Here is a 23,014-nt window from a genome sequence, read left to right on the forward strand (position 1 = left end):
GTCGGTTCCTCTAATTGCTTGACGGGGAAAGGTCTCTGGCGGCATCCGCGACGAACGAACCGCTGATGTCGACGACGGCCGGAACGCTGTCGGCTCCGATGTAGTCGGGCATCATCTCGCCGATCTGGTGGATGCGTGTCGGCAACAGCTGGCTGTACCACTCGAACAGCGGCACCACGAGCGCCACCGTGACGTAGTCGACACCGTCGGCTGCCAGTCCGCCGAAGAACGCCTGCCAGATCTGCTCGATCATGCCGACCCTTCGGTGCTTCTTACGTACTCCCTGGGTGGCCAACTCGGCGATCCGTTCGGGTGCGATGTCTTCGAAGAACGAATTCCACTGCGGGTACAGGATGTTGCGACCGTCGCGCAGCGTGCTGAAGCTGTCCAATCCGAGTGCGGCATCCACCCGCAGCCCCCGCAGCACCGCGACCGGTTCGTTTCCGGCGTCCTCGCTGAACCCCACGAAGATCTCCGACGACCGCTCCCACGGCCGGTAGTGCACCATCTCGCCGGCCTCGATGTCCGACTCGCTCGCGTAGTCGTTCTCCAGCCCGAAGATGCGATATTCCACGCTCTTCGCCCAGTTGAATCTCGCGTCGCCCGGACGTACCCGGTCGACGCGAAGCAGACTCGTAGTCATGCGTTGGTGAATTCCCTTCTGCGGGCTCGCAAGATGCGGTCGCCCTCCATGGCGATGGCAGCTATCACGTCGGCGGCCGTCTGTTGACCGACGAGGGGGTTGACGAAAGTCAGCTTGAGCGCCTGGGTGCCACCCGCGGTGGAGCGGCCGATCACCGCACGCCCAGACTCGGCCAGGGCGATCCGGATCTCCTGGTTCACGTCGTCGCATTCGACGTCGGACAGGTCGGGATGCTGCCAGCGCACCACGACGGTGTTCGTCGCGACCGGGGCCACCAGGTCCAGCCGTGGGTGGTCCGGCACCGCGCCTGCGGCCGCAGCCGCTGCCGCGCAGGTGGCATCGATCATCTCGCCGAGCCGTTGCCTGCCGAGGGCCCGCAAGGTCACGAACACCTTCAGCGCGTCGAATCGGCGGGTCGTCTGAAGCGACTTGCCGACCAGATTGACCACATCTTCAGCCGAATCCTGCAGTGGATTCAGGTAATCGGCGTGATCGGCCAAGATGTCGAAGGAGTCGCTCCGGCGTACCAACAGCGCGCTGCAGCTGATGGCCTGGAACAACAGCTTGTGGAAGTCGACGGCAACGGAATCGGCCATCTCGATCCCGCGGAGCAGGTGACGATGAGTGTCGCTGAACGCCAGGCAACCACCCGCGCAGGCGTCGACATGGGTCCAGATGCGATGCTCGCGCGCAACGGCGATCGCCTCCGGCAGTGGGTCGATCGCACCGAAGTCCGTTGTGCCGGCTGTGAGTACCAGCGCGATGATCGGCGTGCCTGCCGTATTCGCCCGATCGATGCAGTCGACGAGTCCGTCGACGCGCATCCGTCCGTCCGCGTCGGTCGGTACCTCGACGACAGCTCCCGACAGTCCGAGGATTCGCAGTGCCTGCCGCACCGAAAAGTGCGTCTGAGGGGTGCACAACACGCGCCAGGAGCGCGCCTCGACCGGTAGGCCCGAGGACAGATCGGATCCGAACCGGTCGCGGGTGAACACGTCTCGGGCCATCAGCAGTGCCTGCAGGTTGGACTGGGTCCCCCCGCTGGTGAACGTGCCGTCGGCACCGTCGTCGTAGCCGAGCGTGGCGCACAGGTCACGGATGACCTTCTGTTCGACAGCGGTGGCCGCGGGTGCCTGATCGAAGGAGTCCAGCGACTGGTTGAAGGCGCTGACCAGAATCTCGGCGGCCAGCGACGACAGCGTCGGTGGGCAGTGCAGATGTGCCAGATAGCCAGGATGGGTAACGACGGCGGACCGGCCGGACAGCAAGCCTGCTGCCTCACCCAGCGCGCGTGACAGCCCGATTCCCGCCGGATTGTCGAGACTGAACTCGTCGACAGTTCTGCCTACCTCGGCATAACCGGTCACCAGCCCCGGCCGCTCTGGATCACGCAGCTCGGTCCCGGTCCAGATGGCGGCCAGGGTCAGCGCTTCGCGATACGCGCTCAGTCCGTCGGGGGTGAGAAAGTCATCCGCGAACGGGCTCGGATCGGTGGTCACTGGGCCCCCATCAAGATGTTGTCGGCCGGCCGCTGCCGCTGGACGAGCCGCACTGCGGAGTCAAATGCATTGAGCGCGTCCGACATGTCGGCTTCGTCGATGGTCAGCGGCGGCAGGAAGCGCACCACATTCCCGTACTGTCCACCGGTTTCCACGATCAGGCCGTGCTCCAGGCAGGCCAGTTGTATCTGTCGGGCCAGTTCCGGGTCCGGTGCCGCGGCACCGTGTTCCCGCGGAAGCATCGGGTCGACGATCTCGGCCGCCAGCATCAGGCCGACGCCCCGCACGTCGCCTACGATCTCGGATTGCGCTGCAACCGATTTCAACCCTTCGAGGAAGGCAGCACCCATCGTCTGCACACGGTCGGACAAGTGGGTCTCGACAGCGAACCGGATCACCGCACTGGCTGCGGCGAACGCCATCGCGTTGCCGCGGAACGTACCGGTGAAAGCCCCGGGCTCCCACACGTCATAGCGTTCCCGGATCACCAGCACCGCGATGGGCAGTCCGGAACCGAGCCCTTTCGAGATCACCATCATGTCCGGTTCGATGTCGCAGCGTTGAAAAGCCCAGGCCGGCCCGGTCCGGAACATCCCCGCCTGCACCTCGTCTGCGATCAGCGGAACGTCCAGTCGGCTCGCCGTGTCCCGCAACGCCTTACCCCATCGGTATGGCGCGGGGATCACGCCACCCTCGCCCAGCACGAACTCCGCGAGGACAGAGGCCGGCGCGGTGACACCGGAGTGGGGCCGGGTCAGGTTCTCGACGGCCGCCACCGCGAGTTCGACGCCATCGTCCCCACCGACGCCGAACGGGCACCGGTAGTCCTGCGGATACGGCAGGAAGGTGGCCCGCGGAGCCAGCACCACAGGTTGGCTGCGCAATCCGCCGCCCGAGCTGGCCGACCGCGCAGCCCGGGTGCAACCGTGGAAGCCGCCTTGCACGCCGATGTGTTCGCGTCCGCCCGTGGCGATCTCGGAGAGCATCAGCGCTGCCTCCACCGCGCTGGCTCCGCTCGGCGAGCACAGGTGCACCCGGCCGTCACGCGCGAGTCCGGGCGGCAGGATGGACAGCAGATCCTCGACGAATCGCTCCCGGGTCGGGGTGTGAAAGTCGAGCGACTGCCACGGTTCTCCCGATTCGAGGGTCTTGGCCACGGCCTCCCGGACCACGGGATGATTCCAGCCAAGCGACATCGCCCCGGCCGCGGCCAGGCAGTCGACGTACCAGCGGCCGTCGGCGTCACGCAGACGAGATCCGGCCGCTTCGACCGGCCGGATCGGCAGCCGCCGCGAGTAGGTCGCCGCACCCGACTCCCGCATCACAGCGCCCCCTCGGCCGGCCGCGACGATTCCGTACGTGGATGTGCGAGAAGCCGTCTCAGGGATGCGGTGAGTGACCGGTCCTCGGTCTGCCAGAAACCACCGTCGCGCGGGATCGCCTCGGCCAGTCGGCGTCGCGCCTTCCCGAGCTGGTGATAGGGCAGTTTCGGGAAGAGGTGGTGCACGGCATGAAACCGCAGCCCCAGCGGCGCCCACAGCTCGCCTACGATCGGCATCGACGGATGGTCGATGGAATCGAGGATCTGTTCGGGAAACGTCATCCGCTCGTTGCGGCTCTCGTAGCGATGTGCCGCCAGCACCCGTACCCAGTTGACGAACAGCACCGCCGCCACGATCAAGTAGGCCTCGAGGAGACGGTTGGGTGAGTACATCCCGCCCACCAGCAGCGCCAGCATCACGGCGAGGTAGGTGAAGCAGGCGATTTCCTGCACCAGCCAGGAGCGCGGCGTCCGGCCCTCGGGCAGTTTGCGGACGAAGTCGGCGTCGATCATCAGCGCCGAGGCCCGGGTCAGGACGTAGGAGCGGATGCCGGGGACCAACCAGCTCAGCGGTGCCAACACGAGAAATCTCAGCACGAATACCAGCGGGCCGAGCAGAGCGGTGAACGGCAGCGCGATCACCCGCCAACGCGGCTCGACCGCATACGGTACGTACTCACCATCGTCGGCGGTGCCGTAAGTACGGGACCCGTGATGATCCTGGTGGAACTCGTAGGTGAATTGCGGTACCAGCAAGGGAATTCCGCACACCATGTGCCATACCACCGAGAACCAGCGCAGTTCCTCGGGCGCATGGACGATTTCGTGGACGAACAACACAGCGCGGTAGAACGCCAGTGCGGCGATCGCCATGCAAGCGATGGCCACCGGTGAGGCCAGTCGGTCAGCGGGACACATGAAGAATGCGGTGTAGCCGACCAGAACGCACACGGTGAGGTCAACCCAGTAGATCCACTGCCGGCGGGCAGCCAGATCGGCGACCAACGACCGAGCCTCTGCCATCGAAATACCGAGCACATCCCTGGAACCCGTCCCGACGGGCGTCTGGCGGATATCACTGGTCATCGGGTGAACTCCGTGATCAATTCAGACGTGGACACTCGCCGAATGCCGAGCTCACGCGCGGCCTTGCGGGAGTCGTAGTACACGTGACGGGCCATCAACTCGACGTTCTCGGGCACCAGCGCATCGTCGTGACGCGCAGTGCCGGCCAAGTCGCGCACGACGCGATTTCCGGCTCCGGCGGCTCGGAGCAGCCCCATGGGCAGGGTACGAACGCGATGGTTCCGCCCAACGGCTTCGACCAGCAACTCCGCGATCCGTCGGTAGGTCAGGTTTGCACTGGACAGGATGTACCGCTCACCGGAGGCGCCCTTCACCATGGCGGCGGTGGCTCCGATGACGAAGTCGCGGGCCGAGCAGACGGCAGTCCCGCCCGGCGGCACTCCGCGCAGCAGACCGCGTCGCGCCGCCATCAACAGCCCCTGCCACGATCGTGCCGGACCGGATGCCGGCGCGAAAACCGCTGCGGGATTGACCACCACGGCGTCGAGCCCACGTCCGACGAAATCGAGCATCACGCGCTCGCCGGTACGTTTGGTGGCGGCATAGACGTTGTCGAGCACAGAGTCCCGGACATCGAACTGCTCATCGGCCACCACGTCATCGGGTGGATAGCCGATGGCCGCGGTCGACGACACATGTACGACGCGCTGGACTCCGTTGCGGAGTGCACTCTGCGCCACATGATAGGTACCCAGCACGTTGACGTTCCAGACTGCATGGGCCAGACGGGAATTCGGCGATGCGATACCGGCGAGGTGGTACACCTGCGAGATGCCCCGCATGGCTACGTCGACGCTGGACTCGTCGGTGACATCGGCGCGGACCACCTCGACATCACGGCCCAAACCCCCCGGTTGGGCCGCAAGGTCGTCGGGTCCGGTCATCACGGTGACCGCCTCACCATTGCCAACCAGCTCGGCGACCAGCGCACTACCCAGATACCCGGCGCCTCCCGTGACCAGGATTCGGCCGGCCATCACAGCGCCTTCTGGTAGACGCGGTGCCGTTTGTCCGGCTCGGTCTTCATCTGCGCGGCCAGGGAATTCGACCACACGTTGTCCTCGTGCAGCCAGGTGGTCGCCACGGACGAATAGCCGCCACTGGTGCTGGCACGGACGATCTCGCCCGCCAGGATCCGGCCGATACCGGCCCCGAACTGGGTTTCCGCCGCACCGATGAGGACCACGACCGCAGTGTCGACGCCGCGGATCCGTCCCCCACGCTTGGCCGCGATGCGCAGCAACATCGACGGGGTGAGTCGGCCGGATTGTCCGGTGATCTCGTTGACATCGGGCAGCATCAACAAGAACCCGACCGGTGTCCCGGCGGCCTCGACGATCCGGACGAGACGGGGGTCGATCAACGGCCGCATCTCGGAGGCCATCCCGGCGAACACCGCTTTGCTCAGCGGGACGTTCTCTGGATGGCGAGCGAAGGAATCGTTGTACAGGACCCGGAGAGTCTCCAGTTCGTTGTCGAAGTCCCCCATCCGAACGGACCGCACGGTGGCGCCCTGCGCATCCATCACCGCGTCGGCACGCCGGACCAGTCGATGTTGGACTGCGCTGCCGGCCCCGGTGTCCCATCGGTAGCAGGCGCTGTCGAATTTCTTTTGGTACCCGGCAGACTCGACGAGTCCCAGATAATGCTGCGGGTTGTAGGGCTGCATGAGGGTTGGCGGGGTGTCGTAGCCCTCGGCGAGCAGCCCCACCTCCTCCCGCGTCGAATAGCTGTAGGGTCCGATCATCTTGTCCATGCCACGGCGACGCACCCAGTTCTCCGCGGTTTCCAGCAGCGCGCCGGCCACATCGTCATCGGCCGTGCTCTCGAAATGCCCGAAGAACCCACAGTCGCCGTACCGCTTGACGTACTCGGAGTCGATGCTGGCCGAGATCCGTCCGACCGGCTTTTCGCCCTGGTAAGCAACGAAGTTCGCGAGCTCGACCTCGCGGTGCAGCGCGTTCTTCGTGGCGTTCATCTTCGTCCGCATGACCCGGCGCAGCATCGGCCGCCACCGGGCGTCGCCGCGATAGAGGTGCCACGGAAGGTCCACGAACCGTCTGGCGTCCGCGGGCGAGGTGACCTCACGGACGTCCAACGATGTCTTCAGGTCACTTGGCACGAACGATTCCCAGGTCGTACGCCAGTTCCGGATTTCCCTTGCTCTTCCAGAGCGCGCCGTCCATGTAGAAGTGATGCAGCACGAACATCAGCGGGACGGCGAAGATGACGGTGTCCAGCTGTCCGGCGAGGATGCCCAGCAATGCCAGACCCGCCACGTAGAGCGGAAGTGCCTTACGCGTCGACAGCCGGGCCAGCAGCAGCTTCTTCTCGCGCGGATCCTGCGAGGCCGCGAAGCGGGTGTTGTTCCGCGTCCAGTTGATCAGGTGGTACTGCAGGCTGTGGGTGGTGGTGGCGATCAGGATGAGGGCGAACAGATCCGACACCAGCAGGTAGGACAGGTTGTAGGACAGCGCGGCGATGATGAATGTGGCCACCGCCATGGGAGGCAGCGTCGTCTGCCCGTCGCGGCGCAGCCTGACCTGCTCGGCGACCGCCAAGGCGAGCAGTACCGCGGCGACCGCGTAAGCGATCACGATGAGCGCATTGGGAATCGGCGGCACCGGCACACTCAGGTTCGAAAACGGCAACCTGTGGCCGAACACCTCGTACTCCGAGAAGTGCAGTCCGTGGCTCGCCCGGTAGAGAACCGGCGCCAGGCAGGTCGCATACAGCGCGTACTTCAGCCGGTTTCGCGGTCCCTTGTACCCGTTCTTCGATGCGTAGATGTTCATGATCCCGAAGTGCTGCTTGAGGACGTGAAAGACCTGCCAGTACGCCCAGATTGCCAACAACGGCACCAGCCAGCCACCGAACCAGAGCACTCCGACGATCGTCGCGACGACGGCGAAGCTCAGCAGGTAGTGCACGCGGTACCGCGATCGCTCCCGGGGATCGAGCCACACCCGCACCGTCGTGGTCAGCACGTGCGGCAGGTCTGACAGGAGCGAAAATGCCACCGCCCCAACCAGAAATACGCCCTTGTGACTCTCCGCTGCGAACAGGATCGCCGACAGCAGTGCACCCAGCCCGAAGACGAAGTAGATGTCGACTCGGCGGCTGACGAACCAGCCCGGCTGATGTTCGCCGTCTTTCGGTCGCGGTTGACGAGTGTCCGTGGCGACACCGGCCGTCCCGATGGGCATTCCAGCGGCCATCCCAACCCCTCCTCGTAGCCTCGACTGCCGGCCTCTAATGAAAATGGTTATCGTTATCGACATAACGTAGGGTGGGCGCCAGCCCCTGTCAACGCCGATTTCACCGGGGTTGCCGAAATGTGGCGCCCGCCACACGGGTGCGGTAAAAGCCTGCCCGGAACCGAGATTCGACGAGGAACACACCGTGACGGCAACGATCGACGACGACACCATCGCCCCGGTCGGTGACGACGGACCGGGAACGAGCCGACTCGGCCGACTGTCGGTGGCCGCAGGCGCGGCCGTCCTCGTCGTCGCCACAGCGGCCTCGGCACTGCTGGGCTCCCAGGTGTGGCAGCACCGGAAGGTCGACGCGGCGGGCCACCGGGCACTGGCGGCGGCGACGGCCTATGCCGAAACGCTGACAAGCATCGACAGCAACCGGGTCGACACGAACTTCACCGACATCCTCGACGGCGCCACCGGCGAGTTCAAGGACATGTACACACAGTCGAGCGTTCAGCTACGAAGGCTTCTCATCGACAACAAGGCGACGGCGCATGGGACCGTGGTGGATTCGGCGATCAAGTCCAAGTCCACCGACGAAGTCATCGTCCTCCTGATGGTCGACCAGACGGTGACCAACGCAGCCCTGCCCGATGCCCGAATCGACCGCAGCCGGATGAAGCTCACCATGAAGAACGTCGATGGACGTTGGCTCGCCGCCAAGGTCGAGCTTCTCTAGACCGGGACAGGAGCACAAATGACCGAACAGACCGACGTAGACATCGCACCGGATGCGCGCAGCTCGGCACACCCGGTGCGCAGGGCACTCACCGGCCTGGTCGCCATCGCAATCCTCGCCGGATCCACGTTCGTCGGGTGGCAGTGGAAGCAGCAGCGGGACAACGCCATCGCCGCACACGAGGGCCTGGGAGCAGCGCAGCGATTCGTCGGCGTGCTGACCAACATCGACGGCGCCCGCCTCGACGAGAACTTCAGGTCGGCAGCCGACGGCTCGACCGGTGAATTCAAGGACCAGTACGCGAAGTCCAGCGAACAGCTGCGCAGGCTGCTCACCGAGCACAAGGCCGTGGCACACGGCATGGTGCTGGAATCGGCCGTCAAGTCGGCCACGCCCGACACCGTCGAGGTCCTGCTTTTCGTCGACCAATCGGTGAGCAACTCCGCCAACCCCCAACCGCGACTGGACCGCAGCAGGATCCGGATGACCATGAAGAAGATCGACGGACGTTGGCTCGCAAGCAAAGTGGAACTCCCTTGACGACGCCGTGCCATTGTCCGGCGCTACCGCAGATGATCCAGCAGGGCACCGTCGCCGCCGAAGTAGCGGTCGCGCCAGCGATCGAGTAGCTCACTGTCATCGATGTCGTCGGGATGGAACCCTGCTGTGAAGTACCGCCGAATCTGCGGCAGCACTCCGGAGAACAGCGGTGAGCGCGGTAACGCGGCAAGGCTTTGGAGGGTCCGGGCAGGATGGCGCCAGGCCCAGCTGTCGGAGCCCACGGACAAGAGCAGCACGACGGCTCTGGTGAGGAACAGAAACAGCACGGTGGCCATGGCTGCCCGGCGCATCCGCTCGGTCCCACCGACGTGCCGGTACACGTCGAACGCCACGGCTTTGTGCTCCATCTCCTCGATCGCGTGCCAATTCAGCATGGCCCGAACCTCGGGATCGGTCAGCTGCCGCTGAATCCAGGGCGTATCCAACACCTGAGCGCCCAGCACCGCGGTCAGGTGCTCGACAGCGGCCGTAGCAGCCAACGCGAATCTCACAACGACGCTCGGCAACCGGTCATGCTGCCGCTCAAAACTTTTGACCAGCTTGGCGCCGAGCCGGTCAATACCGCCGGTGGCCCAGTAGCCCATTCTGATCAGTTCCACGTTCAACGCACGATGCTGCAACCCGTGCGTCATCTCTTGACCGATGAAACCGGCGACCTGGGCTTTGAGCCACGGGTCGTCGATCTGGTCGCGGTAGCTGCGGACGGAGTGGATGAAGAACTCCTCTCCCGACGGGAAGAATCCAGACAGGAGCGCGACCAGATGACTCAGTGCGATGTCGCCGGCGACGAAATGGCGTCGCGAGGGCGACGTGGGGTCGAAAGAAAATGAGATCCTCCGTGTGGCAACTGGTTTCGGCGCAGAGCCGGAACGGCCATTCCCCATTGCGATCCCTTCGGAAGTATGCCACCCACCCACGACTTATTGAAAATGATTTTCGACAAGCCGTGGTCCGCACTGTAGCGTGGAATCGTCCAGTTGAAAATGATTTTCAACAACAGGGGCCTGACCGGGCCGCCATGGAAAGGTGTCCGTATGTCGTGGCAGGTCTACACCTGCGAACCGTTCACCGTCGCCGTCTGCATGCGCTGCTCGTCGTCCGATCCGCAATCGCCACTGTTCCGCATGTTGCGGAACGTCGTACGAGGCTGCCCACACGGAGTGTTGCTGAGCACCCAATGTCTGCTGGGCACGTTCACCTGCGCTGCCAGAAGTGCCGATCTCAGCCCGGTGCTCGTACTGCAACCCTGTTCGGCAGAACGGGTTCCCAGCGCGGCTGCGATCTGGGTCGGGCCGATCGGCAACGAAGCCGATGCGCGGGATGCGTGCGACTGGATCGCGGCGGGGCGTTGGGACCGCACGAACCTGCCGGAGCGCCTACGAGCTGATCGGCGCCTCGTCCGGGTGAGTGCTCGCAACTGAGCAACCTTGACGCGGCTGCTGCTGGCCGAGCTCATAACGGATCAGCCGGGCACTGTTGGCCACCACGGCCACCGACGATGCGTTGTGCAGGACCGCGGCAAGAACCGGCGACAGCGCGCCACCCGCCCCGATGAGTAGCCCGACTGCATTCACGGCGATCGACATCGCATAGTTCTGCTGGATCACGTCCACCGCCCGACCACCGAGGGCGCGAACATCGATCAGCCGGCGCAGATCATCACTGGCCAGTGCCACGTCGGCGGTCTCGACCGCCACATCGGTGCCACCGAGGCCCATCGCGATACCGATGTCGGCCGCGGCGAGTGCGGGTGCATCGTTGACCCCGTCGCCGATCACCGCCACGGTATGCCCCTCGGCGTGGAGTTCACGCACGACCGCGAGTTTGTCTTCGGGCATCACCTCGGCGCGCCATTCGGTGATACCGAGTTCGTCGGCGACGGCCGCCGCGGCGTCGGGATGGTCGCCGGTCAGCATCACCATCCGGCGGATACCGGTCGCCCTCAGCTCCCGCAGAACCTCGGCAGCCTCGGGCCGGATCTCGTCCCGCAATCCGATCAGGCCGACGAGTTTTCCGTCGACAGCCAGCAGCAGCGGGGTCTCGGCACTCCGGCGAAGTTTGCCCACCCATTCCGAAGCCCGCTTGGTCACCCTGACCTTCTCCTGAGCCAGCAGCGACGGACTGCCCAGTAGCAACGTTCGCCCATCGGCCCTGGTCCGCATGCCGAGTCCGACAAGGACCTCGCACTCCTGGTGCGGGGGTATCTCGATGTGGCGTTCCTTGGTAGACCTCAGCACGGCGTCGGCCAACGGATGCCGTGCGTGGATCTCCGAACTCGCCGCATAGGCCAGAACTTGCTCGGGCTCCCAGTCTTTATGGAAGGCAACCACATTGGTGACAATCGGGCGTCCGATCGTCAGCGTGCCCGTCTTGTCGAACACCATCGCATCGACCCGACCGGCCTCCTCGAGATGTGAGCCACCCTTGATGAGAATGCCGCGCCGGGCGCCGTTCCCGATCGCGGCGCTGATAGCCGTCGGTGTCGCCAGACCCACCGCACAGGGGCAGGCCACCAGCAGCATCGTCATCGCGCGACGCACATCCCTGGTGATCACCAGGGTCAGCGCCGACAACACGAAGGAGGCAGGCACAAAGCGTCGCGAAAAGTTCTCACCGACAGTCTGAATGGGCGCCCGGTGCTGCTGCGCTTCCTCGACCCGGCTGATGATGCGCCCGATCGTGGTGTGGCGGCCGACTGCTTCGGCAGTGATGACCAACCTCCCGCGGACCACCACCGAACCCGCGTAGACCTGACTTCCCGTGGTCACCGCCACCGGCAGGTGCTCGCCGGTGATCGCCGACTGGTCGACGATGGCCTCGCCTTCGCTCACCACCCCGTCGACGGCAATGGCGACCTGCTCGTGGACCACCACCTCGTCACCGACCCGCACCCCGTCGATGGGCACCTCGACCTCGGTGCCGTCGGCGAGCCGCAACCACACCGTGTCCTGTGTGCCCTGCAGCAGATTGGCGATTGCCCGGCGGGTGCGGCGCAGAGTGAGATCCTGCAGATACTCACCGATGTTGAGCAGCCACAGGACGGTCAGCGCTACGACGTTTTCCCGCAGCACCAGACTGGCCACGGTGGCAGCCGAGACGAGAACGTCGGTGCCCGCACTGCGGTTTCCGGCCAGCGTCCGCAACGCGCCCCGCAAGAAGGGGTAACCCGTCACGATCGTCGCTCCGGTTGCAAACATCCGACTCGTCGGCCCGAGCAACGGCGGCCTGGCAAATATGTATCGCCGCACTCCCAGCAGCGCCAAGGCCAACGCGCCCAATGTCATTCGGACGATGTCGCCGTTATGGATGTCAGCCGATCGGGGTGTCCGAACTGGAACCAGATGCCGGGCAACCTCACCCGCCGTCGACATCGCGGTCATGACCGCGCTGCGGTCACAACGCTTCGGCGAGTACCACACCACGACAGAAGCAGTCCGTGGGTAGGCATGAACGGCCCGCACACCTGGCACCTGATCGACGGCATCCTCTATCGCGACGGCGCGAAGCGAGTCACCCCGGAACCAGGGCGCGTGCACGCGCATCCGGCCTGCGGCGTCGGATACGACCTCGAGAGTGGCCACAGCACTCAGTGGTCGTGCGAATGCCCGGCATCGGCGACGGCGGGAGGCGGTACTTCCTCGCCGATCCGTTCGCGCGCCTCCGCCATCACATCGGCGACTTTCAGGCGGGCCGACTCGGCGCCTTCTTCGGCTTTGCGGGCACCGCGCAACGCCCACGCGGTCGTCGTCACCGCAGCTTCCCGAATCGGCGCCTTGGCCACGGCCTTACGTAAGCCGTCGTATGCCGCCACCCCGACCGCGCCGGTGACGACCGTTGTCGCTGCCTTCGCAAGCAAGCCATGCCACACCATGTGCCCAGCCTAGCCCCACCCGATGAAAATGATAGTCATTTGCATCCCGCCCAGCTGGTTCCCACCTGGGGCTGGCATCATGTCCGCCGTGGCCATGACATCGGCAGCATTGCGCTGGCGACCGACATCCATGCAGGTGCTGGTGTTCGGGATCATCGCGTTGGCCCTGGCAGGCAACGCCATGCGCAGTTTCGTCGACGGCACCCCCGACGTGGCGACTGCGGCCACGGTGTTCTGCGGCGTGTTCGTCCAGGCGTTGCCGTTTCTGGCGCTCGGGGTGGTGATCAGCGGCCTGATCGCGGTCTTCGCGACACCCGACCGGTTGGCCCGGTGGCTGCCGCGACGCACCGGCACGGCAATCCTGGCCGCGGGTATCGGTGGCGCGGCGCTACCTGGGTGCGAATGCGGGTCGGTTCCGGTGGCACGCCGACTTTTCGGAGATGACACGGGCGGCGCGGTGGGCGCGGCGGCGCTGACGTTCATGCTCGCGGCACCGGCCATCAATCCAGTCGTGCTGGTGGCAACCGCCGTCGCGTTTCCCGGTCATCCACAGATGGTTGTCGCCAGGTGCGTGGCCTCGCTGTGTACCGCGCTGATCATGGGAGTCGCATGGGCCCGGTTCGGCCGCCCGGAATGGATCACCCGCAGACTGCCGCGACCTCACCACAGCGACGGCTCGAAGTGGCTGCTGTTCACCGAAGCCGCCCGACACGATTTCCTGTCGGCATGCTCGTACCTGGTTGTCGGGGCGGCCGCCGCAGCGGCCCTGCACGTACTCGTGCCGACCTGGGTGTACGAGCATCTGGCCGGCCAGATGATCCTGGGCGTCATCACCATGGCCCTGCTCGCCGTGGTGCTGGCGTTGTGTTCGGAGGCCGACGCCTTCGTCGCGGCCAGCCTGACCATGCTGCCGCTGCTGCCGCGACTGGTGTTCCTGGTGGTCGGGCCCGCCGTCGATATCAAGCTGTTCGCGATGCAGGCCGGAATGTTCGGCCGGGCCTTCGCGATTCGCTTCGCGCCCGTGACGTTCCTGGTCGCCACGCTCGTCGCGACCGGTGTCGGACTGCTGATCGTGGGACCGCAGTGAGCCGGGAAACTGAGAACGCCTTGCTGCTGCTGATCGGCGTCAGCACGGCGATCATCACACTCACCGGCGCCTTCACCCGGTACGTGAAACCGTCGCTGCTTCCCTACCTGGCCGCCACCTCCGTGCTGCTGATCGTGCTGGCCCTGGCATCGATCGTGGCCGATATCCGGCACGGTCGCGACGAGGAACCCGCGCATCACGACCATTCCCACCGACGGGGTACGGCCTGGCTGCTGCTGATCCCGATCGCGCTGCTGGCATTCGTCGTGCCACCGGCGATCCGCCCGCAGGCCGCGTCGGTGTCCGAAGTCTCCACCGATGTGCTGAGGCGCGCTTTCCCTCCCCTTCCCGACGGCCGGGCACCGGAAATCTCGCTGCCCGACGTGCTGACGCGAGTGGCTCAAGACAGTGCAGGCACCCTCGATGGCCGAACCGTGACCGTCTCCGGTTTCACGATGCGTGACGGTGAGCGCACAGATCTGGCCCGAGTGGTGATCATCTGTTGTGCCGCAGACGCTCAGCTGGCCCGCATCCACCTGTCCGGGCCGGCTGCCAATCAGTTGGCCGAGTATCCGGAGAACACCTGGATCAAAGTCGAGGGCACGATCCCCGCGGGACAAAGCGATTCGAGCCGAGGCAGTATTCCGACGATGACTGCCCTGAGCGCGGTCCGTACCGAGCCGCCGGCACGGCCCTACGCCTGACCGCGCGGTCTCGTCAGTGCACAGTCCCCGCAGTTGGAACCGCCGGGCACCCGGTAGTAGAGGCAGCAGCTGCGGCGGCGGAATGTCAGCCCGGTCAGGTCGCCCGCCCCGACCAATTCTCCCGTGGTCAACAATGATTCGGTGACGTCCCGCACGTCGTCACGTAAATCCGGTCGGGCCCCGGCCAGCTCATGTGCGGCCGCCACCAGAGCGGCAGCGGCATTGCCGTAGAGCAGCCCCGACGCCATCTTGACCTTGAGCCCGGCGGCCAGCGGCTCCAGGTGCTCGGTGATCACCAGTCGGTACAGCTGCTGTGGCAGTGCGCCGTCGACGGGTGTGCCCACGGCCATCGGCAGCCGGAGCTCGGTACTGGTGGAACGACGCTGCAGATCGGTCAGCTCGGGCAGCACTCCGTACTGCAGCGCACCGGCCAGCAGCGGTGACCACAACCGCGATGCGTGGCTGAACTGAACCAGGGAGGCACCGATACGCAGATCCGTCGTGCGGTATCCGGCCGTGGTCTTGGCGACGAGGTCCGCGCAGCCGTCGTCATAGCAGCGTTGCACCGGAACCCAGCCGGCCGGGTCGCCACCGACGGTGATCGCGAAGAACCCTCCGAGCAAGGCGATTTCGCCGAGTTGGGTACCGATGTTCACGATGTCGCCACCGCCCTGGGCACAACGCCGACCTGAGGCCTGCCTGCGTCGACGGTGATGCGGGCGGCGACCCCGTACACGTCGGCAAGCAAATCCACGGTGAGGACCTCCACCGGGGTCCCGATCGTCACCACTTCTCCGCCGTCGAGCACACAGATCCGATCGCAATACGCGGCAGCGAGATTCAGGTCGTGCAGTGCGGCGATCACCGTCGCTCCCGTGTCCCGCAGCAGGCGCAGGGCCTCGTGCTGATGACGCAGATCGAGGTGGTTCGTGGGTTCGTCGAGCACGATGACGTCGGTGCGCTGGGCCAGCGCGCGAGCGATGAGCACCCGTTGCTTCTGCCCGCCGGAAAGCCGACCATAATCGGCGCCGCTCAGGTCCGCGATGTCCAGTGCCGCCATCGCCCCGCCGATGATCTCGCGGTCCTCACGGCTGTCGGCCGCGAAGGACCGCTTGTACGGTGTGCGGCCCATCGCGACCATGTCGTACACGGTGAGTTCGAAATCGCCGGTGGCTTCCTGTAATACCGCCGCCACCCGGCGCGCGGCCTGCTTGCCCGGAATCTTCCACACGTCGGTGCCGTCGACCAGCACCCGTCCGGCACTCGGCCGCAGAGCCCGGTACAGCGTGCGCAGCAACGTCGTCTTTCCCGCCCCGTTCGGGCCGACCACGGCCAGCACCTCACCTGCGGCCACTGCCAGCGAGACATCGGTGACCACCGGCTTGCCGCGCATCGACACCGACACCGCGTCGAACACCACCTCTACCGTCACACCCCGGCCTTTCGTCGCATCAGCCACAGGAAGAACGGCCCGCCGACCAGTGCGGTCAGGATCCCGACGGGCAGTTCCTCCGGGGTGGCCACGGTCCTGGCCACGATGTCGCACGACACCAGGAATGCCGCCCCCAGCAATGCGGCAGCCGGCAGCGCCTTGCGGTGGTCGGCCCCGACCAGCAGCCGCACCACATGCGGCATGATCAGCCCGACGAATCCGATCGTGCCGCTGACCGCGACCATGGCGCCGACCATCAGCGCCACGACGACGAACATCCCGGCCCGGAACCGGTGGACATCGAGCCCCAGCGAGGCAGCCGCCTCCTCACCGGTGTAGAGCAGGTTCAGCGATCGGGTGAAGGCCAAGAGCACCAATACGCCGAGGAACACAGCCAGCGCGGGCACCCAGACCATGCGCCAGGTGGTCCCGCCCAGGCCGCCGAGCATCCACCGCACCGCCGACTGTGTCTTGTGCGGATCGTCAGAAGTCACGATCATCAGGCTGGCCAGCGCGGACAGCACTTCGGCCACCGCCACGCCGGCCAAAACCAACCGCACGGTCGTCATCCGCCCACCCGAACGAGCCAGGACGTAAACCGCAACGAGTGCGAGGAAGGCCCCGAGGAAGGCCGCCAGTGGCAAGGTCAGCGCCTGCAGCGCGCCCGCACCGAACACGAGCATTGCGACGGCGCCGACCGATGCTCCCGAGGAGACACCCAGCAGCATCGGATCGGCAAGCGGGTTGCGCACCACGGCCTGCAACGCCATCCCGCACGCCGCCAGGCCGGCACCGACCACCGCCCCCAGCACGACGCGCGGCAGCCGGGCGTCGAGCACGATGGATTCCCGGACCGCAGGCCAACTCTGCTCGACGAGGCCCGGATGCACGGAGTGCAACACGATGGCCCACACCTGCCCCGGCGGGATCGAGACCGAACCGACGGCGACCCCGGCGGTCATCGTCGTCAGCAGCAGCCCCGCCAACCCGGCGAGGACCAGCCGGTAGGGAATCACGCAAACCGGTCCGGGTGCAGCTGTCGCGCCAGCGACTCCACCGCCCGGCCCACCCGCACGCCGACGACCACCGATGACAGCGGAAGCACGGCGAACCTCTGCTGCTCGACAGCCGGAACATGCTGCAGCAGAGGATGCTCGGTGAGGAATCGCTTCTTGTCCTCGACCGGCCGATCCCCGTAGTCATAGATCACGATGACCTCGGGTGCGCGCTCGGCGAACTGCTCGAACGACACGTCAGCCCAAACCTTGGGGACATCGGCGAACACGTTGGCTCCGCCGGCCTCTTCGATCATCAGGTTGCCGATGCCTTTGCCGCCCGAGGTGAACACCGTTGCCTCGCCACTGTCATAGACAGCGACGCGTATCGGCTGGGTCCCGCGTAGTTTCGCCTCGGACTGCGCCAACTCGCCGTGGAGCTTCTCGAGCTGCTGCTCGGCGCGGTCGGGGACACCGAAAATGTCTCCGATAGTCCGGATTTCGTCGTCCACGGCCGACATCGTCACGGGCTCGTCCCGGCAATCCTCGATGTTGAGGTAGGTGTGGACCCCGGCATCGGCCAGCCGCTGCCGACCACGGCCCTCCTTCTCGTCGAACGCGCTGTCCCAGCCGCCGTAGACGAAATCGGGTTCGGTGGCCAGCAACGACTCGTAGGACGGGTACTCCTTGGCCAGTACCGGAATACTGTCGTAGGCGGCCTGGTACTCGGGCAGGATCCGATCGTCGAGATAGGACGTGCCGGCCATGGAATTCTCCAGGCCCAGCGCCAACAGCACCTCGATCGCGTGCTGGTTGAGCGCGACTGCGCGAGTAGGCGGATGTTCATAGGTCGAGCTGACGCCGCAATTGTCCACGGTGACCGGGAATCCCGGTGGGGCGCCGCCTGCGGTGTCGGGCGCCGCGGTCGAGGCGCACCCCGATACCAGTAGCACCGATGCCAGTCCGGCGGTCAGCCAACGAGCAGCCATGGGCGTACCCATCCTCTCCGGGGAGATCCGCCCCAGTGCGTGCGAGGTGGCGACTGCGGTGTGTATCTGGCTCTCGACGACCAGCAAGAACTGGTCGATCGATCACAGTGGCGGGACCGCGCCGGATTCACACCGGCTTCCACGATCCGCAGTCGCCCTATCGCCGTCGATGGTAGGTCAGGCCGGCCCGACGACTGGCAGCAGCGCCATCTCCCTGGCGTTCTTGATCGCCGTGGCGACCTGGCGCTGTTGCTGCGGGGTGAGCCCGGTGATGCGCCGGGACCGGATCTTGCCCCGCTCGCTGATGAACGTGCGCAGCAGGTGGACGTCCTTGTAGTCGACCTCGGTCACCCCGAGGGCCTTCAGCTGATTGCGCCTCGGCTTCTTGAGATCGATGGCCGGCGGCCGCTTCTTGTTGTTCTTCCGGGAATTCGCCGCCATCACCAACTCGACTTCCGTACGCCGGGCAGTTCACCGCGGTGCGCCAGTTCGCGCACCCGGACTCGCGACAGGCCGAACTTGCGCAGATGCCCACGTGGTCGCCCGTCGACCGCGTCCCGGTTGCGCAATCGGACCGGGCTGGAATCGCGCGGCAACCGTTGCAGCGCCGACACCGCCGCGGCCTTCTGCTCACGCGTGCTCTCCGGATTGCGGATGGCCTCTTTGAGCTCGGCCCGCCGTTCGGCGTAGCGCTCCACGAGCTTCCGGCGCTGCTCGTTCTTGACGATCTTGGATCGCTTGGCCATCAGCGCTCCTCACGGAATTCGACGTGGCGGCGGATGACGGGGTCGTACTTGCGCAGCACGATCCGGTCCGGGTCGTTGCGGCGGTTCTTGCGGGTGACGTAGGTGTACCCGGTCCCCGCGGTCGACTTCAGCTTCACGATCGGCCGAATATCGGTGCTGGCCATCAGATCTTCTCCCCTGCGCTACGCAACCGGGCCACCACGGCCTCGATGCCGTCGCGGTCGATCACCTTGATTCCCTTGGCGCTGACGCGAAGTCGGATCCTGCGCCCTTCGGTCGGCAGGTAGTACGTCTTGGTCTGGATATTGGGGTTCCAGCGGCGGCGACTGCGCTTGTGCGAGTGCGACACCGTGTTGCCGAACCCGGGCGAGCGCCCGGTGACTTGGCAGTGGGCAGACATCGGTCTCCTTCGGATGGGGTAGCCTCACGATAATGATAATCGTTTTCAACAACAACTGTGTCGGGAGGTACGGTGCGAACCCCTGTGGTGCTGATCGCCGGTCAAGGTGACAGCGACGGCGTAGCAGAAGAACTGGGCCGCAGGCCGGGAACCGTGCTCGTGCGCCACACCTTTGACGGCCATGTGGTGCTGCGGACCGTGTCCGACGGCAGCGGCACATCCGAACTCGCCCTCGAGCTCGCCCACGGTTGCGTGTCCTGCACAGTCCGCGACGACCTGCTGATCCTGTTACGGCGCCTGCACCGGCGTGGCGACGTGGAGCGCATCGTCGTGCAGTTGATGCCCTGGCTGGAGGCCGAGCCCGTGTGCTGGGCCATCAACACCATCCGGGTCCACGTCGGGCCCGGCTACATCGACGGACCCGCCTCTCGCGACGTCACCATCGGCGCGGTGATCGCGTGCCTGGACGCCACGGTGTGGCTGCAGCAGTCCATCGGCGACGAGGAACTGCCCGACGGACGCACCGTCGCCCAGGTGGTCGTCGGCCAGGCCGAGTTCGCCGACATGCTGGTGCTCGACGAGCCCGAGGCCACCACCCTGTCGGTGCTCCGCCGACTCGCACCCCGCGCCCGCATCACCGTGGGCCCCGACCAGGTGGAGCTCGGCCTGGCTCATCTGGAGCCGAACAGCCCCCGCGGGCGCACCCCGACACCGCACGATCCGCTTCTGGCCGGTGAACCACCGCTGGAACCCGACGACGAGGTCATCATCGTCGAATTCGCCGCCCGCCGACCTTTCCACCCGACGCGCCTGCACGACGCTGTCGACCTCCTGCTCGAGGGCGTGGTGCGCACCCGCGGCCGGGCTTGGCTCGCCAATCGGCCGGCCGACGTCATGTGGATCGAATCCGCAGGCGGTGGAATGCACTTCAGCAACGCCGGAAAATGGCTCGCGGCAATGGATTCCACCGAGCTGGCCTACACCGACCCGGAACGCCTGGCGATGGCCGCCATCGACTGGCACCACCAGTTCGGCGACCGCCACATTTCGCTGACCGTCCTGGCCTGCGGCGCCCGGCCCGGCGACGTCATCGAGGCGCTGCACGGTGCGCTGCTCACCGACGACGAGCTGGCGCGACCCGAGGAATGGGCCGATTACCCCGACCCGTTCGGGGACTGGCACGAAGAACCCTGTCAGCCCGGAATCGACGAACCCGCAGCATCCGTCCACACAGAAGGGGAATCCCAATGAAGGCCGACATCCACCCCGACTACCACCCCGTGGTGTTCCAGGACGCCGCCACCGGCAGCCAGTTCCTGACCCGGTCGACGGCCACCAGTGAACGCACGATCGAGTGGCCCACCCCGGACGGCGTCCGGACCTACCCGCTGATCGTCGTCGACGTCACCAGCGATTCGCACCCGTTCTGGACCGGCTCGGCCCGGCACATCGACTCGGCCGGGCAGGTGGAGAAGTTCCGGCGGCGTTACGGACACGTCTAGCCCATAGGGTGGGGCCATGCGGCTGAAGCCCGGCAGGCCCCACCTGGCCCCCTATGCACGGTATTTCGACGCACCGTCGGCCACCCCGCAATCCCCGGTCACCGTCACCTGGGCGGGGGTCAGCACGCTCCTCGTGGACGACGGCACGTCGGCAGTACTGACCGACGGCTTCTTCTCACGGCCCACACTGCCGCGCGTGGTCCTGCGCAAGCTGGCGCCGTCACTGCCCCGCATCGACGGCAGCCTGGCCCGCCTCGGCGTCGACAGGCTCGAAGCGGTGCTGCCGGTACACAGCCACTTCGACCACGCCATGGACTCAGCCGTCGTCGCCGAGCGGACCGGAGCCAGGTTGGTGGGCGGCAGCTCCACCGCCCAGGTCGGCGTCGGGGGCGGCCTGGACCCCGATCGGATCGTGACCGTCACGCCGGGCGAAGCCGTCACCCTCGGCTCGTATGACGTGACGCTCTTCGAGTCCGAACACTGCCCACCGGACCGATTCCCCGGCATCATCACCGAACCGGTCGTCCCGCCGGTCAAGGTCGCGGCCTACAAGTGCGGAGAAGCCTGGTCCACCCTGGTGCACCATCGGCCCAGCGACCGCCGGCTGCTGATCGTCGGCAGCGCGGGGGCGGTGCCTGGCGCCCTGGCGGGGCAACGCGCCGAAGTGGTCTACCTCGGGATCGGCCAGCTGGGGCTGCAGTCCGAACAGTATTTCGAGACCTACTGGGCCGAAACCGTGCGCGCGGTCGGGGCGCGGCGGGTGGTGCTGATCCACTGGGACGATTTCTTCCGCCCGCTGCACGAGCCACTGCGCGCGCTGCCGTACGCGGGCGACGACCTCGATGTGTCGATGCGGGTGCTGACCCGGCTCGCCGAACAGGACGGAGTGCGCCTGCACCTACCCACGGTGTGGGACCGCTCCGATCCCTGGCTCAGTTGATCCTCGCGCTCATCGCCCTGGCGGTTGTGCTGGCGTTCGCGCTGGCACGGCCGGAAGGATGGCCCGAGGCCGTCGTGGCGATCCCGGCTGCGGGGCTGCTGATCGCGTTCGGGGTGATCTCGGGGCCCGACGCCCTGGCCGAGGCGAATCGCCTGCTGCCCGTGGTCGGATTCCTCGCAGCCGTACTGGTGCTGGCGCACCTGTGTGACGACGAGGGCCTGTTCCACGCCGCGGGCACGTTGATGGCCCGGGCCAGCCGGGGTGATTCCCGGCGGCTGCTGACCCGGGTGTTCCTGATCGGGGCGACGACGACGGCGGTGCTGAGCCTGGATGCGACCGTCGTGCTGTTGACACCGGTGGTCCTGGCCACCGCCCGCACGCTCGCGATACCGCCCCGGCCGCACGCATACGCCAGTGCGCACCTGGCCAACTCCGCGTCGCTGCTGTTTCCGGTGTCGAATCTGACCAACCTGTTGGCCTTCGCCGTGGCTGGACTGTCCTTCACCGAGTTCAGTGCGGTGATGGCGCTGCCCTGGCTGGCTGCTGTCGCCGTCGAATTCGTCGTGCTCCGTGTGCTTTTCCGCCACGAACTGAGCCGTCCGGCAGCCGAGGTCACTCCCCCGCCGCCCGAGATTCCGGTGTTCGTGCTCGTGGTGCTGGGTTTGACGCTGGCGGGCTTCGTCTTCACCTCGGTGTTGGATGTGTCCCCGGCCTGGGCGGCACTGGCCGGGGCGGTGGTGCTCGGCGTGCGCAGTCTTGCGCAGCGTCGCAGCACCATCGGCGGGATCGTGCGCGCCGTCAATGTGCCGTTCCTGGCGTTCGTGCTGTGCCTGGGTGTCGTGGTCGACGCGGTCGTGCACAACGGACTGGGCGAGTGGATGCGTGGGGTGCTTCCCGTCGGCGACTCGTTACCCGCGCTGTTGGGCCTTGCGGCAGTGGCGGCCGTGCTGGCAAATCTGGTCAACAATCTGCCCGCGGTGCTGGTGCTGCTTCCACTGGTGGCCGGCGCCGGTCCGGGCGCCGTGTTGGCCGTGCTGATCGGGGTCAACATCGGCCCCAACCTGACCTACGTCGGATCGCTGTCAAACCTGTTGTGGCGCAATGTGGTTCATCGCGAAGGACTGCCGGCTCGGTTCACCGAGTTCAGCCGGGTCGGGCTGGCGACGGTGCCGCTCACCCTGATCGCCAGTGTGTGCGCGCTGTGGATCGGCCTGCGGGTCCTCGGGGGTTAGTCCGGCGTTGACTCTGCGGTCAGGGCTGACCACACTCGCACTTCTGCGCCGTAGCCGCAGAATG

27 protein-coding genes and 1 riboswitch are annotated in these 23,014 nt (G+C 66.5%); of the genes, 9 read left to right on the forward strand and 18 right to left on the reverse strand.

Features of this window, described 5'->3' with window-relative positions; genetic code table 11:
• Positions 1 to 10: 10 nt before the first annotated feature.
• Genes A5779_RS17060 through A5779_RS17090 form a run of 7 tightly spaced genes read right to left on the reverse strand, consistent with a single transcriptional unit; the run spans position 11 to position 7,755 of the window.
• Entirely contained in the window at positions 11 to 643 is a 633-nt protein-coding gene (locus A5779_RS17060) for a hypothetical protein (RefSeq protein ID WP_064883857.1), read from the reverse strand.
• On the reverse strand, positions 640 to 2,142 hold the full coding sequence (locus A5779_RS17065; RefSeq protein WP_064883859.1) for a pyridoxal phosphate-dependent decarboxylase family protein: 1,503 nt from the start codon (positions 2,140 to 2,142) through the stop codon (positions 640 to 642). Before A5779_RS17065 ends, A5779_RS17060 begins: the two co-directional genes overlap by 4 nt.
• Positions 2,139 to 3,464: an aminotransferase class III-fold pyridoxal phosphate-dependent enzyme gene (locus A5779_RS17070; RefSeq protein ID WP_064883861.1), complete on the reverse strand. Its 1,326-nt coding sequence runs from the start codon at positions 3,462 to 3,464 to the stop codon at positions 2,139 to 2,141. The genes A5779_RS17065 and A5779_RS17070 overlap by 4 nt, the downstream gene beginning before the upstream one ends.
• Positions 3,464 to 4,549 (reverse strand): fatty acid desaturase family protein, encoded by a 1,086-nt coding sequence (locus tag A5779_RS17075; RefSeq protein ID WP_064883863.1) that lies wholly within the window; start codon positions 4,547 to 4,549, stop codon positions 3,464 to 3,466. Before A5779_RS17075 ends, A5779_RS17070 begins: the two co-directional genes overlap by 1 nt.
• Positions 4,546 to 5,526, reverse strand: coding sequence for an SDR family NAD(P)-dependent oxidoreductase (locus tag A5779_RS17080; RefSeq protein WP_064883865.1), 981 nt, complete (start codon positions 5,524 to 5,526; stop codon positions 4,546 to 4,548). The genes A5779_RS17075 and A5779_RS17080 overlap by 4 nt, the downstream gene beginning before the upstream one ends.
• Positions 5,526 to 6,647: an N-acetyltransferase gene (locus A5779_RS17085; RefSeq protein WP_413784924.1), complete on the reverse strand. Its 1,122-nt coding sequence runs from the start codon at positions 6,645 to 6,647 to the stop codon at positions 5,526 to 5,528. Before A5779_RS17085 ends, A5779_RS17080 begins: the two co-directional genes overlap by 1 nt.
• Before the next feature lie 13 nt (positions 6,648 to 6,660).
• Positions 6,661 to 7,755: a hypothetical protein gene (locus A5779_RS17090; protein ID WP_064883869.1), complete on the reverse strand. Its 1,095-nt coding sequence runs from the start codon at positions 7,753 to 7,755 to the stop codon at positions 6,661 to 6,663.
• Positions 7,756 to 7,951: 196 nt separating this feature from the next.
• Between A5779_RS17090 and A5779_RS17095 the strand changes: the two genes are divergently transcribed.
• Both A5779_RS17095 and A5779_RS17100 read left to right on the forward strand, forming a co-directional pair.
• The gene (locus tag A5779_RS17095; RefSeq protein ID WP_064883872.1) at positions 7,952 to 8,491 is read left to right on the forward strand and encodes an Rv1363c family protein; all 540 of its coding nucleotides are present in this window, start codon (positions 7,952 to 7,954) and stop codon (positions 8,489 to 8,491) included.
• 18 nt (positions 8,492 to 8,509) lie between these two features.
• Positions 8,510 to 9,031, forward strand: coding sequence for an Rv1363c family protein (locus A5779_RS17100; protein WP_064883874.1), 522 nt, complete (start codon positions 8,510 to 8,512; stop codon positions 9,029 to 9,031).
• Between the two features lie 23 nt (positions 9,032 to 9,054).
• On the opposite strand, the gene A5779_RS17105 is transcribed toward A5779_RS17100, so the two are convergent.
• Positions 9,055 to 9,936, reverse strand: coding sequence for a metal-dependent hydrolase (locus tag A5779_RS17105; protein WP_064883876.1), 882 nt, complete (start codon positions 9,934 to 9,936; stop codon positions 9,055 to 9,057).
• Between the two features lie 150 nt (positions 9,937 to 10,086).
• Between A5779_RS17105 and A5779_RS17110 the strand changes: the two genes are divergently transcribed.
• A complete protein-coding gene (locus A5779_RS17110) occupies positions 10,087 to 10,473 on the forward strand; it encodes a hypothetical protein (protein WP_064883878.1) in 387 nt (128 codons plus the stop codon).
• On the opposite strand, the gene A5779_RS17115 is transcribed toward A5779_RS17110, so the two are convergent.
• Together A5779_RS17115 and A5779_RS17120 are read right to left on the reverse strand one after the other, a co-directional pair.
• Complete coding sequence (locus A5779_RS17115; protein ID WP_110777421.1) at positions 10,429 to 12,594, reverse strand: heavy metal translocating P-type ATPase; 2,166 nt, start codon at positions 12,592 to 12,594, stop codon at positions 10,429 to 10,431. The two genes, A5779_RS17110 and A5779_RS17115, sit on opposite strands and share 45 nt — an antisense overlap.
• Before the next feature lie 44 nt (positions 12,595 to 12,638).
• Positions 12,639 to 12,923 (reverse strand): DUF1490 family protein, encoded by a 285-nt coding sequence (locus A5779_RS17120; RefSeq protein ID WP_064883882.1) that lies wholly within the window; start codon positions 12,921 to 12,923, stop codon positions 12,639 to 12,641.
• Positions 12,924 to 13,002: 79 nt separating this feature from the next.
• Here A5779_RS17120 and A5779_RS17125 point away from each other — a divergent pair, with 79 nt between their 5' ends.
• Positions 13,003 to 14,010, forward strand: coding sequence for a permease (locus tag A5779_RS17125; protein ID WP_064883884.1), 1,008 nt, complete (start codon positions 13,003 to 13,005; stop codon positions 14,008 to 14,010).
• The gene (locus tag A5779_RS17130; protein ID WP_064883886.1) at positions 14,007 to 14,714 is read left to right on the forward strand and encodes a TIGR03943 family putative permease subunit; all 708 of its coding nucleotides are present in this window, start codon (positions 14,007 to 14,009) and stop codon (positions 14,712 to 14,714) included. Before A5779_RS17125 ends, A5779_RS17130 begins: the two co-directional genes overlap by 4 nt.
• On the opposite strand, the gene A5779_RS17135 is transcribed toward A5779_RS17130, so the two are convergent.
• The 8 genes from A5779_RS17135 to rpmB form a co-directional block, all read right to left on the reverse strand.
• Complete coding sequence (locus A5779_RS17135) at positions 14,705 to 15,370, reverse strand: (2Fe-2S)-binding protein (protein WP_064883888.1); 666 nt, start codon at positions 15,368 to 15,370, stop codon at positions 14,705 to 14,707. The genes A5779_RS17130 and A5779_RS17135 overlap by 10 nt on opposite strands.
• The gene (locus A5779_RS17140; protein ID WP_110777426.1) at positions 15,367 to 16,107 is read right to left on the reverse strand and encodes an ABC transporter ATP-binding protein; all 741 of its coding nucleotides are present in this window, start codon (positions 16,105 to 16,107) and stop codon (positions 15,367 to 15,369) included. The genes A5779_RS17135 and A5779_RS17140 overlap by 4 nt, the downstream gene beginning before the upstream one ends.
• Before the next feature lie 35 nt (positions 16,108 to 16,142).
• A complete protein-coding gene (locus tag A5779_RS17145; RefSeq protein WP_064883891.1) occupies positions 16,143 to 17,162 on the reverse strand; it encodes a FecCD family ABC transporter permease in 1,020 nt (339 codons plus the stop codon).
• On the reverse strand, positions 17,159 to 18,130 hold the full coding sequence (locus A5779_RS17150) for an ABC transporter substrate-binding protein (RefSeq protein WP_064883893.1): 972 nt from the start codon (positions 18,128 to 18,130) through the stop codon (positions 17,159 to 17,161). The genes A5779_RS17145 and A5779_RS17150 overlap by 4 nt, the downstream gene beginning before the upstream one ends.
• 40 nt (positions 18,131 to 18,170) lie before the next feature.
• Positions 18,171 to 18,296, reverse strand: a riboswitch (cobalamin riboswitch).
• Between the two features lie 11 nt (positions 18,297 to 18,307).
• Positions 18,308 to 18,571, reverse strand: coding sequence for a 30S ribosomal protein S18 (gene rpsR, locus A5779_RS17155; protein ID WP_064883895.1), 264 nt, complete (start codon positions 18,569 to 18,571; stop codon positions 18,308 to 18,310).
• A complete protein-coding gene (rpsN, locus tag A5779_RS17160; protein WP_055117987.1) occupies positions 18,571 to 18,876 on the reverse strand; it encodes a 30S ribosomal protein S14 in 306 nt (101 codons plus the stop codon). The genes rpsR and rpsN overlap by 1 nt, the downstream gene beginning before the upstream one ends.
• On the reverse strand, positions 18,876 to 19,040 hold the full coding sequence (rpmG, locus tag A5779_RS17165; protein WP_036442423.1) for a 50S ribosomal protein L33: 165 nt from the start codon (positions 19,038 to 19,040) through the stop codon (positions 18,876 to 18,878). Before rpmG ends, rpsN begins: the two co-directional genes overlap by 1 nt.
• Positions 19,040 to 19,276 (reverse strand): 50S ribosomal protein L28, encoded by a 237-nt coding sequence (gene rpmB, locus A5779_RS17170; protein ID WP_036442426.1) that lies wholly within the window; start codon positions 19,274 to 19,276, stop codon positions 19,040 to 19,042. Before rpmB ends, rpmG begins: the two co-directional genes overlap by 1 nt.
• Positions 19,277 to 19,348: 72 nt before the next feature.
• Between rpmB and mrf the strand changes: the two genes are divergently transcribed.
• From mrf to A5779_RS17190, 4 genes are read left to right on the forward strand one after another with little or no spacing between them, the layout of a single operon-like run.
• Positions 19,349 to 20,527 carry a ribosome hibernation factor-recruiting GTPase MRF gene (gene mrf, locus A5779_RS17175; RefSeq protein WP_110777406.1) on the forward strand — a complete coding sequence of 393 codons (1,179 nt, stop codon included), beginning with the start codon at positions 19,349 to 19,351 and terminating at the stop codon, positions 20,525 to 20,527.
• Complete coding sequence (locus tag A5779_RS17180; RefSeq protein WP_064883897.1) at positions 20,524 to 20,778, forward strand: type B 50S ribosomal protein L31; 255 nt, start codon at positions 20,524 to 20,526, stop codon at positions 20,776 to 20,778. Before mrf ends, A5779_RS17180 begins: the two co-directional genes overlap by 4 nt.
• 16 nt (positions 20,779 to 20,794) lie before the next feature.
• Positions 20,795 to 21,718: an MBL fold metallo-hydrolase gene (locus tag A5779_RS17185; protein WP_064883899.1), complete on the forward strand. Its 924-nt coding sequence runs from the start codon at positions 20,795 to 20,797 to the stop codon at positions 21,716 to 21,718.
• Positions 21,715 to 22,950 carry an SLC13 family permease gene (locus A5779_RS17190; RefSeq protein WP_064884058.1) on the forward strand — a complete coding sequence of 412 codons (1,236 nt, stop codon included), beginning with the start codon at positions 21,715 to 21,717 and terminating at the stop codon, positions 22,948 to 22,950. Before A5779_RS17185 ends, A5779_RS17190 begins: the two co-directional genes overlap by 4 nt.
• The last annotated feature ends 64 nt before the right edge of the window (positions 22,951 to 23,014 follow it).

This window comes from Mycolicibacterium peregrinum, assembly GCF_001665625.1.
Taxonomy (GTDB): Bacteria; Actinomycetota; Actinomycetes; order Mycobacteriales; family Mycobacteriaceae; genus Mycobacterium; species Mycobacterium peregrinum_B.

What these genes read in the sequence shown, in the direction of transcription:
- rpsN (WP_055117987.1), bottom strand. Translation starts at nt 18,876, where the DNA reads ATGGCCAAGCGATCCAAGATCGTCAAGAACGAGCAGCGCCGGAAGCTC.
- A5779_RS17110 (WP_064883878.1), top strand. Translation starts at nt 10,087, where the DNA reads ATGTCGTGGCAGGTCTACACCTGCGAACCGTTCACCGTCGCCGTCTGC.
- A5779_RS17070 (WP_064883861.1), bottom strand. Translation starts at nt 3,464, where the DNA reads ATGCGGGAGTCGGGTGCGGCGACCTACTCGCGGCGGCTGCCGATCCGG.
- rpmG (WP_036442423.1), bottom strand. Translation starts at nt 19,040, where the DNA reads ATGGCCAGCACCGATATTCGGCCGATCGTGAAGCTGAAGTCGACCGCG.
- A5779_RS17080 (WP_064883865.1), bottom strand. Translation starts at nt 5,526, where the DNA reads ATGGCCGGCCGAATCCTGGTCACGGGAGGCGCCGGGTATCTGGGTAGT.
- A5779_RS17120 (WP_064883882.1), bottom strand. Translation starts at nt 12,923, where the DNA reads ATGGTGTGGCATGGCTTGCTTGCGAAGGCAGCGACAACGGTCGTCACC.
- A5779_RS17180 (WP_064883897.1), top strand. Translation starts at nt 20,524, where the DNA reads ATGAAGGCCGACATCCACCCCGACTACCACCCCGTGGTGTTCCAGGAC.
- A5779_RS17060 (WP_064883857.1), bottom strand. Translation starts at nt 643, where the DNA reads ATGACTACGAGTCTGCTTCGCGTCGACCGGGTACGTCCGGGCGACGCG.
- rpsR (WP_064883895.1), bottom strand. Translation starts at nt 18,571, where the DNA reads ATGGCGGCGAATTCCCGGAAGAACAACAAGAAGCGGCCGCCGGCCATC.
- A5779_RS17105 (WP_064883876.1), bottom strand. Translation starts at nt 9,936, where the DNA reads ATGGGGAATGGCCGTTCCGGCTCTGCGCCGAAACCAGTTGCCACACGG.
- A5779_RS17150 (WP_064883893.1), bottom strand. Translation starts at nt 18,130, where the DNA reads ATGGCTGCTCGTTGGCTGACCGCCGGACTGGCATCGGTGCTACTGGTA.
- A5779_RS17075 (WP_064883863.1), bottom strand. Translation starts at nt 4,549, where the DNA reads ATGACCAGTGATATCCGCCAGACGCCCGTCGGGACGGGTTCCAGGGAT.
- A5779_RS17090 (WP_064883869.1), bottom strand. Translation starts at nt 7,755, where the DNA reads ATGCCCATCGGGACGGCCGGTGTCGCCACGGACACTCGTCAACCGCGA.
- A5779_RS17100 (WP_064883874.1), top strand. Translation starts at nt 8,510, where the DNA reads ATGACCGAACAGACCGACGTAGACATCGCACCGGATGCGCGCAGCTCG.
- A5779_RS17185 (WP_064883899.1), top strand. Translation starts at nt 20,795, where the DNA reads ATGCGGCTGAAGCCCGGCAGGCCCCACCTGGCCCCCTATGCACGGTAT.
- A5779_RS17115 (WP_110777421.1), bottom strand. Translation starts at nt 12,594, where the DNA reads ATGCGCGTGCACGCGCCCTGGTTCCGGGGTGACTCGCTTCGCGCCGTC.
- A5779_RS17125 (WP_064883884.1), top strand. Translation starts at nt 13,003, where the DNA reads ATGTCCGCCGTGGCCATGACATCGGCAGCATTGCGCTGGCGACCGACA.
- rpmB (WP_036442426.1), bottom strand. Translation starts at nt 19,276, where the DNA reads ATGTCTGCCCACTGCCAAGTCACCGGGCGCTCGCCCGGGTTCGGCAAC.
- A5779_RS17140 (WP_110777426.1), bottom strand. Translation starts at nt 16,107, where the DNA reads ATGCGCGGCAAGCCGGTGGTCACCGATGTCTCGCTGGCAGTGGCCGCA.